Annotated in this window: 11 protein-coding genes; all 11 read right to left on the bottom strand. The window is 36.3% G+C overall.

What is annotated here, in order from left to right:
* Window positions 1-112: 112 nt before the first annotated feature.
* Entirely contained in the window at window positions 113-1,762 is a 1,650-nt protein-coding gene (locus B045_RS0106530; protein ID WP_081618603.1) for a fimbrillin family protein, read from the bottom strand.
* Window positions 1,763-1,818: 56 nt separating this feature from the next.
* A complete protein-coding gene (locus tag B045_RS14865) occupies window positions 1,819-3,618 on the bottom strand; it encodes a fimbrillin family protein (RefSeq protein ID WP_081618602.1) in 1,800 nt (599 codons plus the stop codon).
* A gap of 56 nt (window positions 3,619-3,674) precedes the next feature.
* Window positions 3,675-5,369 carry a fimbrillin family protein gene (locus tag B045_RS14860; RefSeq protein WP_025884309.1) on the bottom strand — a complete coding sequence of 565 codons (1,695 nt, stop codon included), beginning with the start codon at window positions 5,367-5,369 and terminating at the stop codon, window positions 3,675-3,677.
* Between the two features lie 56 nt (window positions 5,370-5,425).
* Window positions 5,426-7,231 carry a fimbrillin family protein gene (locus tag B045_RS14855; protein WP_018463467.1) on the bottom strand — a complete coding sequence of 602 codons (1,806 nt, stop codon included), beginning with the start codon at window positions 7,229-7,231 and terminating at the stop codon, window positions 5,426-5,428.
* Window positions 7,232-7,288: 57 nt separating this feature from the next.
* Window positions 7,289-9,922 (bottom strand): fimbrillin family protein, encoded by a 2,634-nt coding sequence (locus tag B045_RS15780; protein WP_154650116.1) that lies wholly within the window; start codon window positions 9,920-9,922, stop codon window positions 7,289-7,291.
* Window positions 9,923-9,980: 58 nt separating this feature from the next.
* On the bottom strand, window positions 9,981-11,630 hold the full coding sequence (locus B045_RS14845) for a glycine-rich protein (RefSeq protein ID WP_081618601.1): 1,650 nt from the start codon (window positions 11,628-11,630) through the stop codon (window positions 9,981-9,983).
* 59 nt (window positions 11,631-11,689) lie between these two features.
* Complete coding sequence (locus B045_RS14840; RefSeq protein ID WP_018463463.1) at window positions 11,690-13,516, bottom strand: fimbrillin family protein; 1,827 nt, start codon at window positions 13,514-13,516, stop codon at window positions 11,690-11,692.
* Between the two features lie 56 nt (window positions 13,517-13,572).
* The gene (locus B045_RS14835; RefSeq protein ID WP_081618600.1) at window positions 13,573-15,231 is read right to left on the bottom strand and encodes a fimbrillin family protein; all 1,659 of its coding nucleotides are present in this window, start codon (window positions 15,229-15,231) and stop codon (window positions 13,573-13,575) included.
* Window positions 15,232-15,287: 56 nt separating this feature from the next.
* Window positions 15,288-16,910 (bottom strand): fimbrillin family protein, encoded by a 1,623-nt coding sequence (locus B045_RS14830; RefSeq protein WP_081618599.1) that lies wholly within the window; start codon window positions 16,908-16,910, stop codon window positions 15,288-15,290.
* 57 nt (window positions 16,911-16,967) lie between these two features.
* Window positions 16,968-18,800 (bottom strand): fimbrillin family protein, encoded by a 1,833-nt coding sequence (locus B045_RS0106480; RefSeq protein ID WP_081618598.1) that lies wholly within the window; start codon window positions 18,798-18,800, stop codon window positions 16,968-16,970.
* A 108-nt stretch (window positions 18,801-18,908) separates the two neighbouring features.
* A complete protein-coding gene (locus B045_RS0106475) occupies window positions 18,909-20,492 on the bottom strand; it encodes a fimbrillin family protein (RefSeq protein WP_154650115.1) in 1,584 nt (527 codons plus the stop codon).
* Between the last annotated feature and the right edge of the window lie 530 nt (window positions 20,493-21,022).

Genomic DNA, 21,022 nt, shown 5'->3' with positions numbered 1-21,022 from the left:
AGTTTAAACAAAAAATATTAGTAAATAAAGTTATAACAGTTTTATAAATGAGTATCATTAGTATTCCTCAAACGATCATAAACATTGTTGATAATATATGCTCTACATAACTTTAAAAAGCTATAGCTGGTCTTACAACCATATTATCAATATATTCTTTTGATAAGTTTCCTATTATATATACAGCATCTCCAGAGAACGCTGCATCGCAAGCTATTGAAGCACTATATTCTGAACTACACCAATTCCAAGAAATAGAGTAAACAGTTTCTGATGTGTTATTATATGTTTTTGCTAAATTAATATATGTATTTATTGAATTTTCTATAGTGCTTGATGCTTGAGCAGATGATCCACTTGTCCCGTTATTTATGAAAGATGCTTTGCCTATATTCAGCATAAAATAATACCATTGACCAATACTAGGAAGGTACCATCCACTATTATTGGTTTTTGGTGCTGCATTTATAACACTTCCATAAGTTCCATTTCCAAAATTAAGAGCAGAATAATAAGCAGGATAGTTTGAATTAGATAAAATTTTAGAGTTACTGCCACCATAAGTTTTCATTGAGAGACAATGAGTATAGCCATCCATGTCCAATTTCATTTTATCAAAAGTGGTTGGAAAATTGGTATTAACATCTTTGTTGTCAACAATTCCGTCATTAGAACTTTCCCAAGGAATTGATTTCGCTGCTGTTTGCAAAGCCATAGCATAACCATGCTTCCATCCATGTCCACTATCAAGAAGACTTGTAGAATTGTAAAATATTATACCAATTGGTAATGCTGTAGAACTAGAATGCTCTGCAATTGTTCCCCAAGTGCCATCGCTATAATAGTAGTCTCCAATATTTACAGGTTTTGATAAATTATAAGTATATGTTGTTCCTGCAGTCCAGTTCCCAGATATTGTTTGTTTATATGATGTCCCAGTATTATATGTAAGCGTAATAGTCGCATTTGTGAAAATTTGAGGAATCATCATCATAGTAAAAGTATCAGATGTAATATTTGCTCCGGCTGCTCCAGTTATTGTAGTAGATGGTGATACTGTAAATGATGAAATTGTTGAACCAAGAGCCCATCCACTTCCAAAAGTGTATGTACCAGAACTCTTTATTCCACTTATCGTAATTGATTTAATAATTCCACTAGGTAGTCCATTTGTACCTACTGCAAACTTTACAGCAGCAAATATATGACTAAATGTTAATGGTGTAGAAGAATTAGTGTTTCCACTAACATTAGTCCCTGTAGCCGTCATTATATCTACTTGAGTGGTTGCGTCTGCAGGAACGGTGTATGTTAATGTCGGAGTTGTACCCGCCGTATGAGTTATAGTTCCATTTGTAATACTTGCGGGATAGTATGCATAGAAATTAACCGTTTTGTTTGCACCAGGCCAATAATGATTAGCTACTGTTTCCCAAATCTTATTTGTTGCATTGTAAGATACTACTTCTTGGTCTATTTCGGTTGTATAATTACTTCCGTTTACAACATCCGCAATTATTCCAAATGTTTTGTCTGTCCCAAGAAAAGTATCTGCTATTGGAGGTGCACGTGTTTCTGTTTTAGCAGGATTGCCAGCAGTAGAATCATCACTTTTCCAAGAAGGAACAGACACTGCAAAGTTAATTTGTTCATTATTATTGCGTTCTAGCATATTCATTTCGTTAGTACAAGAACAAAACGTAGGAATAATAATTAATAACAAAAGTGATACATTTATATCTCGCAAAAACTTCTTTCCCATAACTCAATCCTTTCTCTTCTCTCCGCGAGAGAAGAGAAAAGACTGAAAATAGGTATTTAATTTGCAGAAATGAAAGTTATTCGGGCGTGACCATTGCCCGTATGTCCTATTTCTGTTCCACCTGAAGGTGAAGGCATTGAAGCATTACCAGCAATCATTTGTGAATTCGTAAAAATAAACTTTGAATAATGAACAGAAGATCCGGTGTGTAAAATTTTATCTGATGTTGATGATGGATCAATGGCATTGCAACCAAGATAACCTGATATGAAAGAAGATCCACCAGAACCGCCACAATGTAATAATGACGCCCCTCCATAATATCCACCACCACCTCCAGCTTGAGCATTACCATTAGAAAATCCGAACCCTCCTCCATATCCACTATTCGTATATGGCAAGTAAGCTGTACAATATCCTGCTGAAGTTTGAGTCGCACCTGTGTCAGTAAAATATCCGCCAACAATATTATTTAAGGGATTAATATGATTTTCTGTTGTTCCGTCGCCGCCAATTAGCGCTCCGCCATAACCACCATTTCCATCTCCATAATATGGGCTTGTTGTACTTCCTATCTCTGTGCAATTTCTATTATCAGCACCTCCACCACCACCAGCTACCATTATTCTAGACTTTAAGCTATTAAAGTCGTTCCAAGTTCCAGAAACCAACCTTATGTCTGTAGCTCCACCTCCAGCTCGTCCCCATTGCCATTCTATTCCGTTATCAGTTTGACAACTTCCTGAATTGAATGGAGTTGAAGGATTTGAAGTCCGTCCTCCTAATTCTCCAATATATAAATATAGTAATTGATCTTTATTTAATGTTATATTTCCATTTGTGTATGCGCCTTTACCACCTTTATATGTATTCAAATCTCCCCCTGAAGCCCCCCAACATTCTATTTTATAAACTCCAGAGTAAGGAGCCGTAAATGTTTGGTAATTACCGTTAAATCCATATTCTGTAGTTATAGTTTTAGAAAGATTATATGTATATACATTATTAGCCTCCCATTTCCCACTAATCGTTTTACTTAGCACTAGTCCATTATTATATGTTACTTCTATAGTAATATTACTAAATGTTTGTGGTAACATCATAAATGTTGCTCCATCATTAGTTATATTAGTAGAAACACCAAATGTTGATAAGTTCACATTTTGATAAAAGTCTTTTCTATCCGCTGAATTTACCCATCCATTATTGAATGTATATATTCCTTTATATTGTACTCCTTTTATTTTTAGAATAGTATTATTTCCACTTGGTAATCCTAAACTCCCTGAACAAAATTTCACAGCAGCAAATATATGATTAAAAGTCAATGGAGTAGAAGTATTGGTATTCCCACTAACATTATTATTTGTAGCTGTCATTATATCTATTTGGTCAGATACATTATCAGGAACTGTATAAGACAAAGTAGGCGAAGAGCCTGCTGTATGACTAACATTACTAATAGTACTAGGAAAATATGCATAAAAGCTTATAGTTTTGTTAGCTATTCCTGACCAATAATAATCCTTTGATATTTTCCATATATTATTGGTATAACTAACTGCTTGACTATTTATTATTGTAGTGTAGTTACCTGCTCCATCATTTTGGTCTGCTATTAAATTAAATATATTGGAAGTGCTTAATGATGTGCCTCCTACTGGCATTGCGCGTGAAGTTTTCGTAGTTCCCAATGAATCCGTATTCTTCCATTCGGGCACCGAAATAGAAAAGTTAATTTGTTTATTATTATTTTCTTCAAAAACATTCATTTCGTTCGCACATGAACAAAATGTAGAAATAATAATTAATAATAAAAGTGATTCATTGATACCTCGCAAAAACTTCTTTCCCATAACTCAATCCTTTCTCTTCTCTCCGCGAGAGAAGAGAAACAATAAAGAATCAGTATTTAATTCGCAGAAACAAAGGTTATTCTTGCATAACCATTACCAGAATGCCCTGTTTCTAGTAATCCTGTTGGAGATAATATTGTAGTTTTACTATCTGATATTGAAGTCTTTGAAAATATATAAGTAGAAGAATAAATAGAACAGCCAGATTGCCCCGATATATATGAAGAACCTCCACCACCATTTCCGTCATATAAATCTCTTGCACCACCGCCGCCACCATAATATCCACTTCCACCACCGCTTGCATAACTACAGCCAGTCCCTCCATATCCAAGTCCACCAGCTGTTGCATTACCCCAAGAACCAGAGCCACCAGAACCACCAGCACTTTGAGTTCCCCCCCTTCCTGCAGTAGATATTGAACCATTGTAACCAGATAAACCTCCAGCTCCTCCAGCAAGTCCATTTCCACCTCCGCCTCCACCAGCTCCAGCAACCATAATACGAGAATTAAGTGATTTTGAATCATTCCAAGCTCCTGTTAATACTCTTATATCAGTAGATCCACCTCCTCCAGTTCTTCCATTCCCAGTATATCCTGTTGCATCGCCGTTGCCACCACCGTTCCATCCACCTCCACTAATTGTTCCACCTAGAGTTGCTTGTCCTTGTTGCCCAACATATACATACAAAGCTGTTCCTTTTGATAATTTAATTTCACCAGTAGTATAACCACCGGTTCCACCTATTTCTGTATCTAGTGATCCGAGTGTCCCTCCTTGTGCTCCCCAGCATTCTATTTTATAAGTACCAGAGATTGGAGCGGAAAATGATTGCACATTACCCGTATAATTATATTCTCTGATATATGAGATTTTGTAATTATATGTATTTCCTGCTTTCCATGATCCTGATATAACTTTTGTTAATGTCCCACCATTGCTATAAGTAATAGTTATAGTAACATTATTTATTGCTTGTGGAATCATCATCAAAGTATATGAACCAGAATAAATATCTTCTCCTGAAGTTCCCGTAATTGTCTTTGATTGTGAGATAGTGAATGTTTTAGAACCTGTCACATTTGACCAACCACTACCAAATGTATATGTTCCTGAATTGGCAACATTACCAATTGATATTGAGGAGATTGTTCCACTGCCAATTCCTGCACTTCCTACTGAAAATTGAATTGCTGCAAATATATGGTTAAAAGTCAATAATGTAGAAGAATTAGTATTGCCGCTAACATTATTATTTGTAGCTGTCATTATATCTAATTGATCAGATACATTATCAGAAACTGTATAAGATAAAGTAGGAGATGAGCCTGCTGCATGAATAACATTACTAATAGTACTAGGATAATATGCATAAAAGCTTATAGTTTTATTTGCAGTTCCTGACCAATAATAATGAGAAGGAGATGTCTGCCATATGTTATTAGTGAAAGATACAGACTTTTTATCTATCAATGTACTGTAATTGCCAGTTCCGTCATTTTGGTCTGCAATTAAGTTAAATGAATTGGAAGTGCTTAATGATGTTCCTCCTACTGGCATTGCACGTGAAGTTTTCGTAGTTGCCAATGAATCTGTATTCTCCCATTTGGGTACAGATACAGAAAAGTTAATTTGTTCATTATTGTTTTCTCCAAAAATATTTATTTCGTTTGCACATGAACAAAACGTAGAAAAAATAATTAATAATAAAAATGATACATTAATACCTCGCAAAAACGTTCTTATCATAACTCAATCCTTTCTCTTCTCTCCGCGAGAGAAGAGAAAAGAATGGAAATAGGTATTTAATTAGCTGAAACAAAGGTTATTCTGGCGTAACCGTTGCCCCCATGCCCAGTTTCTACAGACCCAGTTGGAGACATCATTGATGCCGTTCCTGCTAACATTTGCATATTTATAAATATATACCCAGAATAATGATTGGGAGAATTTGCGGATAGAATCTTATCAGATGTTGATGATTCTAATATCGCATTACAACCAGTATACCCTGATATAAAAGAAGAACCACCTGAACCTGGCATTTCTCCACCAGACAATGAAGCATTACTACTCTCTTTCGGGACATTACATCCACCTGCACCACCATAGTATCCACCACCACCACCACCACCATAGTTGGATGAGGAATTACCACCAATTCCAAATTTTCCGTTTTCACCTTTTGTTTGCGATGTGTATTGATTTGTTATTCCACCAGATGTTTGTGTTCCGCCAGGCATCGTTATGTTATTAACTCTTGATATTGTGCTACCTCCCTGTAGACCACCGCCACATCCACCTCGTGTTGTCTGTGGACCATACGTATCCGAATAATTATTTTCTCCGCCTCCGCCTCCTGCAACCATAATCCTAGATTTTAAAGAACTGAAGTCATTCCAATTTCCACCGATTAGTCTTATATCTGTGGCACCTCCACCTCCTGCAGCAGAATTAACACATGTACCTCCACCATTATAACCTCCTGGGGTTGTATCTGTATGTCCTGTTGATGTTATTGTATTTCCATAGCCGCCAACATATACATATATTATTTTATTCTTTTCTAGCTTTAAATTTCCTGAAACATATCCTCCTCTTCCTGCTAAAGAACTACTAGCAGTACCACCTGAGGCCCCCCAACATTCTATTTTATATATTCCATCTAAAGGTGTCGTATATGTCTGAACATACCCCGTGTAATCAAAAGCAGCTAAAGGTATTGTTTTCGAAACATTATATATATATATGTTCCCTGCTGTCCATGTACTTGATATTGATTTCGTAAGTGTGCCACCATTACTATAAGTAACTGTTATACTTGCATCACTACCTAGTGTTTGAGGCATCATCATAAAAGTTGTTGCACCTGATGTGATAGTTGTACCGGCAGTTGTTGAAGATGATACAGTTTGAGAGAAAGACTTTTTTGTTGTTGAATCCTGTGTCCATGTTCCATTAAAGTTATAAGTGCCCTTATACAATATGTTATTTAAAGAAATACCTGTGATAGTACCGTTAGGCATGCCAGAACTACCTATATTAAACTGTATGGCTGCAAATATATGATTAAAAGTCAATGGAGTAGAAGAATTAGTATTACCGTTAACATTATTATTTGTTGCTGTCATTATATCTATTTGATCAGATACATTATCAGGAACAGTATAGGATAAAATTGGCGATGAGCCTGCTGTATGACTAACATTGCTAATAGTACTAGGATAATATGCATAAAAGCTTATAGTTTTATTTGCAATTCCTGACCAATAATAATGATAAGGAGTTGTCTGCCATATGTTATTAGTAAAAGATACAGACTCTTTATCTATCAATGTACTGTAGTTGCCAGCTCCATCATTTTGGTCTGCAATTAAGTTAAAACTTTTATCTGTACCAAATGAGTTGTCCGTAATAGGTGTTGCGCGTGAAGTATTCGTAGTTGCCAACGAATCTGTATTCTTCCATTGAGGTACAGATACAAAGAAGTTAATTTGTTTATTATTATTTTCTTCAAAAACATTTATTTCGTTTGCACATGAATAAAACGTAGAAATAATAATTAATAATAAAAGTGATATATTTATACCTCGCAAAAACTTTTTTACCATAACTCAATCCTTTCTCTTCTCTCCGCGAGAGAAGAGAAAAGAATTGAGAACAGATATTTAATTGGCAGAAACGAAGGTTATTCGGGCGTAACCATAACCTGATCTGATGCCATTCATCATATTGCTATTCGTTACTCCACCTACATATCCAGACCCTCCACCTGCGCCGCCATATCCTGCGCCACCACCATACCAGCCACCACCACCACCTGCATGAAGGTTTTGGTCACCACCACCCATTCCAAAAGATCCTGGTTCATTATAGGAGTTGGTTCCACCACTAGTTTGTGTTCCTCCACTACCCCAAGGTTGTGGAGTCCCTATAAATCCACTAGTTCCATTACCACCATTTGCACCTCCACCAGATCCTCCAATTCCTGAAAAATTAGAAACCGTATGCCAAAATCCACCACCGCCACCACCTGCAACAATTAATACATCTACGTTTTTCACAGATTCATAATTCTTTAATTGACCATCTCCTATTAATGTGGATTGAATAGATGTACATCCGCCGCCACCACCAACTATATGATCCGGATTTGTTCCAACACGTGATGCTCCGCCATTCCAGCCACCTAAAGTTGTATTCATAGTAGTACCATTCGAGCCAACACCACCAACTGATATATATAATATTTTGTCTTTGGACAATTTTATATTACCAGTAGAATATCCACCTTGACCTCCTGCTACTGTCGTATTGTATGTTGCAGAGCCTCCTGAAGCTCCCCAAACTTCCAAATTACTTGTTCCATATAAAGGGATTGTAAAACTTTGAGCAGCACCTGTATAGTTGAAATTTGCTATGAAATTATAAAAAGTTCGGCTTGTATTTGTCGCTGTCAATGCTGAATAGCTCCCTGATGATATAGTTGTTGAAAGTGGGGCAGACCAAGCATCATTATCTGCAGTAATGCTATTGAATGTAGTACCCGAACCTGCCTTTGCTATATAATAATACTTATTATTATAAAGCAAAGGTTGATTTCCCGAAAAATTACTTGATGCGGTAACTATTGTCTTATCTGAAGAATCGGAATATGTTGAATTTCCCCCAGTGTATGTCCTTGTTGTAGGAACACTCTTTGTTCCTAGAGTTATAACAGCTAGTCCCATTTTGTGTGCCATATCAAAAGTAATACTGCTTGCAGTACTGCTTATTGTTCCCATTGCAACTTGTAGGTCATTTCCTTTAAAATCACTTGCTGTGTTTTGATTTGCTGTAACAGACCAATTAGAAATGATATTAGTAAAAAATGCATCAGCTGAAGTTGCCGCAGCAGTAACGCTTGATGTTTGAGGTGATTTATACGGATAATAAGCAAAATACTTATACTGTGGAGAAAATAAAATGTTATTATCTAAAATCCAACTACTGCCATTATAAGAAGCTTTTACATTTGAATTCTTTATATTGTTGTTCTGATCCACTACATATATACCAACAGCTTCTCCGCTGTTAAAACTTGAAATCGGCGACGCAGTTCCTCCCCAAGAACTAGGGTAGGAAATAGCTCCTAATGTCATAGTATTAACCGAAGATGTTGACAACTTATATATAATAGATGTACCAGAACTCCATGCAGTTCCTGCCAGAGAGGCTGTAAGAGTCTTATCTCCGTTTCCATTATTGAATACAGCCTCAATGACAGCAGTACTACCAGATGCAAAAGCTTGGGGTATCATCATCATAGTGGTCGTACCACTTGTTAGAGCAACATCAGATGTACCATCAATGGTGATACCTGTAGTACCATTCAGATTTATAATTACATTGCCTGTACTTGTACCACTACTTGTGTTCCAAGTATTAGTAGAAAGATTATAGGTAGCTGTAGTTATTGCGTTTTTTATTGATATACTCTTGAATACACCAGGCACCATATCCTTACCAACGGCAAAAGTTATGGCTGTAAGAATATGTGAAAATGACATATCAACTCCTGCCGCAATGGATGTGGTATTTCTTGTCTGATTTAATGTCTTCGCAACCATCAGGTCAGGTTGTTTCGTTACATCAGTGTTAGCTGCATATGTTATAGATGGGGTACCAGTTGACGAAGCACTCGCAACGTTCACATCATTGTTACCAAAAGGAGTATAGGCGAAGAAAGACAGTTTATCACCATTGTCTGGCCAGAAATAGTCAGTACCCGTTTTCCAGATGTTTCCAGAAGTACTAACTTGTTGATCATTTATGAAATCCGGTGCTGTACCACTTACATCTGTAGCAGTACTTGGTGTCCTGTAGGCAAGAACGCCAAATGAATTAATCATATTGGCAGATACGTAAGGAGCTCCACGGGTAGGAATGACAGTTTCGGTTGACTCGTCCAGGATACGTGTTCCACTTTTAGTTACAGGCTTATCTTTGGAATTCAGTATATGTATTCCTATTTGTATTACAGGGTGCAGGTAAAGTGCATGCTTCAGCTCTGATTTCACAATAATAGGACCATGCTCATTACTTTGACAAACGGCACGACTTATTTTGGATTCTGCGGATGAACTATTAGAATTACCATTAGTCCAAGAGGCTGAAGCAATGGCTTTAAATGAAATCTTATTTGTGGATAAATCAGAATATACAAAGTCTTCATTTGAGCATGAGCATAGAAGTACTATTGCAATTGATACTATAAATAATGATAATAAAGAGTTCTTCTTATATCTATTCTTACTACACATTTCTCAATTCTTTTCTCTTCTCTCCGCGAGAGAAGAGAAAAGGATTGAGAACGGGAATTTAATTGGCTGAAACGAAAGTTATTCTAGCGTAGCCATTACCGGAACGAACGCCATTGCTCATACCTGTTGTTCCACTTATTAGATTTGAACCTAAATGTCCAGAACCACCGCCACCAGCACCAGAATACGAGGTACCACCGCCACCGTACCAACCGCCGCCTCCGCCTGCACCATAATCATTGAGAGAACTTTGATATCCATACCCCCCCTGCCCGAAGCTACCATCTACTAATGTATTAGGACTTGGATAGACAGATGTAGATTGAGCTACGGAAGCACCACCTGAAGTTTGACTACCACCATATGCCGATGCTGAAGCTGCAAAATCACTACTTTGTTGTGAATTTCCATTCCCCCCATTCAAACCTCCGCCAAAGCCACCGGTACCACTCCATTCTACTCCTCCTGCACCTCCAGCGACAATCAATACTTCTGATTGATAATTTTTATAATTACTTAATACCCCTCTGTTTGTTGTGGCTATATGAGAAGCACCTCCTCCAGGTGCAGCACCTTTTCCTCCACCATTATAGGTTTCACTACCGCCATTAAAAGTATTATAAGCTACAGATCCTCCTGTATAGATATAAAGTACTGCTCCAGTCGTTAGATAAATATTTCCATAACTATAACCTCCATTTGCACTTATGCCGCCAGACCATCCCGAAGAACCTTGAGCGCCCCAAACTTCTAATTTGTAAGTTCCTGTAAGAGGGACTGTGTAAGTCTGAACATTACCAGTATAATCAAAATTCGCAACAGGTATAGTTTTTGAAATATTGTAAGTATATATTTTTCCAGCATTCCATGTTCCTGCTATAGATTTTGTAAGTGTGCCACCATTACTATAGGTCACTGTTATACTTGCGTCACTAGCTAGTGTTTGAGGTATCATCATAAAGGTTGTAGTGCCTGATGTTATTGCTGTACCGGCACTTGTAGAAGATGATACTGTTTGTGAGAAAGACTTTTTTACCGTTGCATCTTGAGTCCAAGTTCCATTAAAGTTATAAGTTCCCTTATATAATATATTATTCAACGCAATACCTGTTATTGTACCATTAGGCATACCCGAACTACCTATATTAAATTGTACGGCCGCAAAAATATGATTAAAAGTTAATGGCGTAGCAGAATTAGTATTCCCACTAACATTCGTCCCTGTAGATGTCATTATATCTACTTGATTAGCTACATTATCAGAAACTATATAGTATAAAATTGGCGCAGAGCCTGCTGTATGAGTAATACTGGTAGAAATAGTGGTAGGGTAGTATGCGTAGAAGTTTATAGTCTTAGTAGCTATCCCTGACCAATAATAATTATTTGATGTTTTCCATAAATTATTGGTACAAGTAACAGTTTGACTATTTATCAATGTACTGTAATTACCAGCTCCGTCATTTTGGTCTGCTATTAAGTTAAATGTATTAGAAGTGCTTAATGATGTGCCTGCTATTGGCATTGCGCGTGAACTTTTCATAGTAGTAGAAGAATCAGTACTCTTCCATTCTGGGACAGATACGGAAAAGTTTATTTGTTTATTATCTTCAAAAACATTCATTTCGTTAGCACATGAACAAAACGTAGAAATAATAATCAATAATAAAAATGATACATTGATACCTCGTAAAAACTTCTTTACCATAACTCAATTCTTTTTCTCTTCTCTCCGCGAGAGAAGAGAAAGGACTAGAAATAAGTCTTTTAATTGGCTGAAACAAAGGTTATTCTGGCATATCCATTGCCAGTATGTCCTGTTTCTGTTCCACCTGTTGGTGATGGCATAGATGAAGCGCCATCTACCATTTGTGAATTTGTAAATATATATTTTGAATAATGGTTAGGTGATCCTGTATGAATGATATTATTAGATGTTGACGATTCCGATATAGCATTACAGCCTAGATGTCCTGATATGAATGAAGAGCCTCCGCCGCCACCTCCATGTGCTCTATTTGCAGCACCACCTCCATAATATCCAGAGCCTCCTGCACATCCACCTAATACAGATTTATATCCATCGTTTGTTCCTCCATAGCCAAATCCACCCTTATTTAATCCTGAAGTAATGATTAAGCCTTTTGAACTATCTCCATCAACATATTCAAAATTGTTTTTAGTATTTCCACCTGATGTTTGTGTTCCACCTGAAGCAGTATAATCCAAATTCCCATTTTGAGAAATATCATTACCATCTATGCCATTAAGTCCTCCTCCTGCACCAGCAATTCCACAGTAAAGAGTATACACTGCACAATACCCTGTACCACTTCCACCTCCAGCAACCATTATTCTAGATTTTAAACTATTAAAATTCTGAGGATCTTGTGAGTAAACAAATCTGACATCTGTAGCGCCGCCACCAGCACAGCCCGTTTGTAAACCATTAGCATCGGCATGACTGCTCCCATTGCCACCACCGTTCCATCCACCTTCCAGACTGTTCTTGGATGGGTTTTGTCCAACATAAAAGTAAATGGTGGTCCCTGCTTTCAGCAAAATTTCACCTTTAGTATATCCTCCCTTGCCACCTCCTCCATTATCGCAGCATCCCCCTTGAGCTCCCCAACACTCTATTTTATATGTTCCAGCTAAAGGTGTTGTATACATTTGCACATTGCCTGTATAGTTAAAAGATACGGAAATCGTTTTTGAAATGTTATATGTATATATGTTCCCTGCTGTCCATGTTCCTGATATTGATTTCGTAAGTGTGCCACCATTACTATAGGTAACAGTTATGCTAGCATCACTACCTAATGTTTGAGGCATCATCATAAAAGTTGTTGCACCTGATGTGATAATAGTACCGCCACTTGTTGAAGATGAAACCGTCTGCGAGAAAGACTTTTTTGTAGTTGCATCCTGAGTCCATATTCCATTAAAGTTATAAGTGCCCTTATACAATACATTATTTAAAGAAATACCTGTGATAGTACCGTTAGGCATACCAGAACTACCAATATTAAACTGTACTGCTGCAAATATATGGTTAAAAGTCAATGAAGTAGAAGAATTAGTATTGCCGCTAACATTATTATTTGTAGCTGTCATTATATCTATTTGATCAGATACATTATCAGGAACAGTATAGGATAATGTTGGAGAAGAGCCTGCTGTATGACTAACATTGCTAATAGTACTAGGATAATATGCATAAAAGCTTATAGTTTTGTTCGCTATTCCTGACCAATAATAATCCTTTGATGTTTTCCATATATTATTGGTATAACTAATAGCTTGACTATTTATTAATGTAGTGTAGTTACCTGCTCCATCATTTTGGTCTGCTATTAAGTTAAATGTATTGGAAGTGCTTAATGATGTGCCTCCTACAGGCATTGCGCGTGAAGTCTTTGAGATAGACAATGAATCCGTATTCTTCCATTCGGGTACAGATACAGAGAAGTTAATTTGTTCATTATTATTTTCTCCAAAAATATTTATTTCGTTTGCACATGAACAAAATGTAGAAATAATAATTAATAATAAAAGTGATACATTGATACCTCGCAAAAACTTTTTTATCATAACTCAATCCTTTCTCTTCTCTCCGCGAGAGAAGAGAAAAGAGTGGAAATGAACCCTTAATCCGCAGAAATAAACGTTATTTTAGCATAACCATTGCCAGAACGCACACCATTAGTCATACCTGTAGTACTACTAATTAAACTAGAAGAAAGATGACCAGAACCACCAGCTCCATAACAACAACTATTTTCTCCTGTTTCTTGATAAGCATAGCCACCATACCAACCACCACCACCGCCACCATTACCTTCAGCTCCGGCACCTTTCCAAATTGATTTACTTGCTCCTTGTTGTCCTTTTCCAAAAGCATATCCATTATTTTGTGTTCCACCATTAACAGAATGATTATAATCATTAGCAGTAGCACTACCGCCATTTATTCCTCCTCCAGTTGAACCATTTTCCAAATTAATAAAAACATTTGAATATCCCCCGCCACCCCCAGCTACAATAAGGATTTCATCTTGGGTCGAACTATAATTATTAAGAGTTCCTCTATCAAATACAGATATATGTGTCGCACCCCCACCACCACTACCACCAGTAGCGATTATGTCTGTAGATCCATTCCCTCCGTTTCCACCACCATTATATCCACCGAGCCCTCCACTATTTCCATTATAAGATGATCCAGCTCCGCCTATAACTATGTATAGAGTAGTTCCCTTCTTCAATTTTATATTTCCATAAGAATATCCACCCTGTCCACCAGCTATTGTATTATTGTTAGCCCCTCCCCCTTGAGCACCATAAACTTCAAGTTTATAAGTTCCTGTAACTGGAACTGTATACATTTGTATGTTTCCTGTATAATCAAAAGTCCTAGGAGAATATGATATTTTGTAATTATAAGTCTTTCCAGCTTCCCATGTTTCTGATATAGTTTTTGTTAAGGAACTACCATTGCTATAAGTAATGGTTATAGTAACATTATTTATTATTTGTGGAATCATCATCAAAGTATAATTACCAGAATAGATGTCTTCTCCAGAAGTTCCTGCAATTGTTTTTGATTGTAATATAGTGAATGTTTTGGAACCTGTAACATTTGACCAACCACCACCAAATGTATATGTTCCAGAATTGGCTACATTTCCGATTGATATTGATGATATTGTTCCACTACCAATCCCATTACTTCCTACTGAAAATTGAATTGCTGCAAATATATGATTAAAAGTTAAAGATGTGGATGTTACTGTATTTCCTGGTATATTTGGATTAATTGCTGTAATTATGTCAATCTGATCAGGTACATTATCAGGAACTGTATAAGACAAAATTGGCGAAAAGCCTGCTGTATGACTAACATTGCTAATAGTACTAGGATAATATGCATAAAAACTTATAGTTTTATTTGCTATTCCTGACCAATAATAATGAGAAGGGGTTGTCTGCCATATGTTATTAGTGAAAGATACAGATTCTTTATCTATCAATGTACTGTAATTGCTAGCTCCATCATTTTGGTCTGCTAATAACCTAAAACTTTTATCAATACCAAACGAGTTGTCCGTAATTGGAGCTGCACGTGAAGTTTTCGTAGTTGCCAATGAATCTGTATTCTTCCATTGATGTGCTGATACAGAAAAGTTAATTTGTTTATTATTATTTCCATCAATAGCATTCATTTCACCAGTACATGAACAAAACAGAGAAATAACTATTAATAATAATAGTGATACATTGATACCTCGCAAAAACTTCTTTCCCATAACTCAATCCTTTCTCTTCTCTCCGCGAGAGAAGAGAAAAGAATGGAAATAAGTCTTTAATTTGCGGAAATAAACGTTATTCGGGCGTATCCGTTACCAGTTTGAACACCATCTGTTGTTTTTGGATTTTTAAGATTTCCATAGTATGAAGATCCACCGCCACCACTAACATTAAAACCTTGTGATTTTGCACCACCATACCAGCCTCCACCGCCAGCGCCACCATCTCCATAAGAATCTGCTGCACCTCCACCAATACCAAACGACCCATTTATCCATCCAACACCTCCTGAAGTTTGAGTTCCTCCTGTTGCAATTATTGGGTTAGTAACATCAGATGAAGCAGAACCATTTCCACCTACTAAACCACCGCCAGAACCACCTTCTGTGTAATCGTTCGAACCACCACCACCTCCACCTACAATAATTCTACTATTTAGACTAGTGATACTATTCCAAGGACCTAAAACTGTTCTTATATCTGTTGCTCCACCGCCGCCAGAAGCACCCTGATAACAGGTTCCTCCACCATTCCATCCACCAAGATTATTAGGTTTAGTATTAACATCAACAAAACCTTCACCTTGTCCTCCTACATACACGTATAGTGTATAACCTGATTGCAAGTTTATATTTCCAGTCGTATAACCTCCGTTCCCACCTTTACCAGTCCATGGTGAAGTTATCATTGTTCCACCTTGTGCTCCCCAAACTTCTAATTTATATGTCCCTGCGTATGGAACTGTGAATGTCTGAGATGCACCAGTGTAATTATAATTAAAGACAATAGTTTTAGAAAGCTTATAAGTATAAGCCTCACCTGCATTCCATGTTCCCGATATTTTAGCAGAAAACGTAGTGCCGTTATTGTAAACTAATGAAACATCTGCATCAGTGAAAATTTGAGGAATCATCATTAAAGTAAAGGCATCAGATGCGATATTTTCTCCGCTAGTACCAGTTATTATCGCAGATGGTGATACTGTAAATGATGATATTGTTGAACCAAGAGACCATCCGCTACCAAAAGTGTATGTGCCTGAATTCTTTATCCCATCTATCGTTATTGATTTAATAGTTCCACTAGGCAATCCGCTAGTACCTACAGCAAACTTTACCGCAGCAAAGATGTGATTAAAAGTCAATGGAGTGGATGTTGCTGTACTTCCTGATATATTTGGATTAATTGCGGTAATTATATCAATCTGGTTGCTAGCATCAGAAGGGACAATATAGGATAAAGTAGGAGAAGAGCCTGCTGTATGAGTAATACTGGTAGAAATAGTGGTAGGGTAGTAAGCATAAAAGTTTATAGTTTTATTTGCAATTCCTGACCAATAATAATGAGAAGGAGTTGTCTGCCATATGTTATTAGTAAAAGATACAGACTCTTTATCTATCAATGTAGTGTAGTTGCCAGCTCCATCATTTTGGTCTGCAATTAAGTTAAAACTTTTATCTGTACCAAATGAAGTATCCATAATTGGTGTGGAACGTGAAGTTTTCGTCGTTTCCAATGAATCTGTATTTTTCCATACAGGTACAGATATAGAAAAGTTAATTTGTTTATTATTATTTCCTTCAAAAATATACATTTCGTTTGCACATGAAGAAAACGCAGAAATAATGATTAATAACAAAAGTAATACATTGATACCTCGCAAAAACTTTCTTACCATAACTCAATCCTTTCTCTTCTCTCCGCGAGAGAAGAGAAAAGACTGGGAATAAGTCTTTTAATTCGCAGAAACGAAGGTTATTCTTGCGTATCCATTGCCAGAATGTCCTGTTTCTGTTCCACCTGTAGGTGATGGCATAGAAGATGCACCATCTTTCATAACAGGTGATGTAAATGTATATATTATTCCATTAATTGTCATATAATTCACACTCGCATTTTGAGTTCCATCTGCAGATATTGCTACACAACCTGACATTCCTGAGATAAAAGAAGAGCCACCACTACCTCCGCGACCGTGTATGGCAAGTCCTCCCCACCATCCACCGCCACCGCCGCCAGCCCAAAATAAATCAACATATGTTTGATTGGCATATCCAAAATATCCCCATGGATTTATGGTTCCATCTTTGATATATTTATAGTCAAACCAATTGGGATCATTATAGGCAGGACAAGATCCACATGATGTTTGAGTAGTACCAGTACCATCATACATAGACTCTGTGTATTGACTATTAACTGTATTATATGGAGCATACCCTTGGGAACCTCCTCCATTAGCACCATGAGCTATAGTTCCAGCACCATCTGTAAAACAACCACCACCACCAGACGCAACCATAATCCTACTTCGAAGAGATGATATTCCACTCCAGCCATCACTTCCTGAATGCATAATGAGTCTTATGTCTGTGGCACCACCACCACCTGATGGAAAAGATATATTTGCATTTGAAGTACTAGTGCCACCTCCATTCCATCCACCATAGTTTATTTGTTTATAAATACTGTTCCCCACACCACCAACATAGATAAATAATTGTTTCTCAGATGTAAATTTTATATATCCAGAGGTATAGGCACCCTTACCATATACAGCCCCACCATTGCATGGATCATCTCCTCCCTTTGCTCCCCAACATTCAATTTTATATGTCCCTGTGTATGGAGCTGTAAAGGTCTGAACCGCGCCAGTGTAATTATAATTAAAGACAATAGTTTTAGAAAGCTTATAAGTATAAGCTTCACCTGCATTCCACGTTCCCGATATTTTAGCAGAAAACGTAGTTCCATTATTGTAAACTAATGAAACGGTTGCATTATTGAAAGCTTGGGGAATCATCATTATTGTAAAAGCATCAGATGTAATATTTTCTCCGTTAGCACCTATTATTGTTGTAGATGGTGATACTGTAAATAATGATGTTGTTGAACCAAGAGTCCATCCACTTCCAAAAGTGTATGTGCCAGAATTCTTTATTCCATTTATCGTTATTGATTTTATAGTTCCACTAGGTAGTCCACTTGTACCTACAGCGAACTTTACTGCTGCAAATATATGGTTAAAAGTTAAAGATGTTGATGTTACAGTACTTCCTAATATATTTGGATTAATTGCTGTAATTATATCAATCTGGTTGCTAGCATCAGGAGGGATTGTATATAATAAAGTTGGAGCAGAGCCTGCTGTATGAGAAATACTACCAGAAATACTTATAGGATAGTATGCATAGAAGTTAACCGTTTTATTTGCAAATCCTGACCAATAATAATGAGAAGGAGTTGTCTGCCATATGTTATTAGTGAAAGATACAGACTCTTTGTCTATCAATGTACTGTAGTTGCCAGCTCCATCATTTTGGTCTGCTATTAAGTTAAAACTTTTATCAGCACCAAACGAGGTGTCCATAATAGGTGTAGAACGTGAAGTTTTCGTAGTTGCTAATGAATCTGTATTTTTCCATTCTGGTACAGATACATAAAAGTTAATTTGTTTGTTATTATTTCCTTCAAAAATATTCATTTCACCAGTACATGAACAAAACAGAGAAATAACTATTAATAACAAAAGTGATACATTAATATCTCGCAAAGACTTTTTTCCCATAACTCAATCCTTTCTCTTCTCTCCGCGAGAGAAGAGAAAGTGAGTATACCTTCTTTGAAATATGAATAAGAAAAAGTCTACATCAGTTGTCATATATTGATAAATAGATTAGAAAGCGATAACTGAACGGACACGCATTATTAAATCTTTATGATTATCATTGTCATTTCCATCTAACCAAAAGTTTGGCGTGAAAAAATAGGCACGATATACGCATTGCGATGTATATTCTGTTGTCGACCAATACCAATCATTATTATTCGGAAACATATCTGTAGATATTCCTTGTATATTTAAATATTTATTTAATGAGTTTGCGCAACTCTCGGAATATCCAAGCCAACCAGGCTCTGCATCTCTCCAATTTGTATATATAGGAGGAATACCTCCAAGATTTATGGCTATTTCATACCATAAACCAATGCTAGGAAGATACCAACCGCTAGAATTTGTTGGTACAGTTTCATTATAACTACATGCGAAATAGAAAGCAGGATAACTATTTTGTGAAATACCATAAGCATTTTTAATTAATTGGGTATCAGAATATCCATCTTTTGCTTTTATTATATCTTCCCAAGAAGATACATTCGGTATTGGCGTGTCTGTACCATATGGCCCCCATGTCGTAGAAATTGATGCATTTCGTAATGCCATTGCATACCCATGAGTCCATTTATGCCCTTTATCAATAGTACTTGTAGAATTACTAAAGATGACACCGATAGGTGATGCCGTTGAATTTGAATGTTCTGCAATAGTACCCCAAGTTCCATCACTATAGTAGTAATCACCAATATTTACAGGTTTCGATAAATTATAATTATAAGTATTTCCTGCATTCCATGTACCAGATATTGTTTGTTTATATGATGTTCCTGTAGTATATGTTAGTGTTATAGTTGCATTTGTAAATATTTGAGGAATCATCATCAATGTAAAAGCATCAGATGTGATATTTTCTCCGTTAGCACCTGTTATTGTAGTAGATGGTGATACTGTAAATAATGATATTGTTGAACCAAGAGTCCATCCACTTCCAAAAGTGTATGTGCCAGAATTCTTTATTCCACTTATTGTTATTGATTTTATAGTTCCACTAGGTAAGCCATTATTGCCTACAGCAAATCTTACGGCAGCGAAAATATGATTGAAAGTTAATGGTGTAGAAATATTAGTGCTACCACTAATATTATTAGCTGTAGCTGTCATTATATCAAGTTGGTTGACGGCATCATCTGGGGCTATATATGATAACGTTGGCGCAGTTCCAACGGTATGAGAAATATTACCAGAAATGCTAGTAGGGTAGTATGCATAGAAATTAACAGTCTTATTAGTGATTCCAGACCAATAATGAGGAGTCGTGGTCTGCCACATGTTATTAGTGAAAGAAACGGGCTCTTTATCTATTAATGTACTGTAAATACCTGTTCCGTCATTTTTGTCAGCTATCAATTTAAATGTATTGGAAAGGCTTAATGATGCATCTGTAATTGGTGTTGCACGTGAAGTCTTTGGACTAGACAATGAATCTGTATTTTCCCATTTTGGAGTTGATATAGAAAAGTTAATTTGTTCATTATTATTGCAGCCTATAATATTTGCTTCACCAGTGCATGAACAAAACATAGAAATAACTATTAATAACAAAAATAATACATTTATTCTAAGCAAAGACTTCTTTCCCATAACTCAATTCTTTTCTGTTCTGTTCTCTCCGCGAGAGAACAGAAATATAGGAATACCTAACTTTAAATATAAATGCTTGTAGTATTAGTTTGGATAATACTTATGAAAGTTCCTTTAGTTGATATAATAGATGTAGTAAATATGAAGAGGAAGTTAACTAGAATACTTGTCTGATATGGAGATTATATTCCCACTTAATAATGTAGAAGTTCTAAATAACAAAATAAAAGTTTTAAAGGACATAGTTGTTGATTTAAACATGAAGAATATTTTTGTTTATGACTATAAATTTATATCAAAGAAATATCACTATATTTTTAATACTGAATCTTTTAGAATTTGTTATTCACATAACAGATATTATATACTATTTTATTCATATTTAGGCACAAAATAATCTGTAAAGTGTTAAAAATCAGTTGACTTGTAATTTTTGCGTAAAAAAAGTTTCTAAAAATTTGGATTGTTTATAAATAAAATCTACTTTTGCACCATTATTAATTAAAAAATGTCTCTCTCTCGCGGAGAGA

Source organism: Segatella paludivivens DSM 17968 = JCM 13650 (assembly GCF_000373185.1).
Taxonomy (GTDB): Bacteria; Bacteroidota; Bacteroidia; order Bacteroidales; family Bacteroidaceae; genus Prevotella; species Prevotella paludivivens.
Note: the sequence above shows the minus strand (reverse complement) of the source record. Positions and strands in the feature narration are given on the sequence as shown.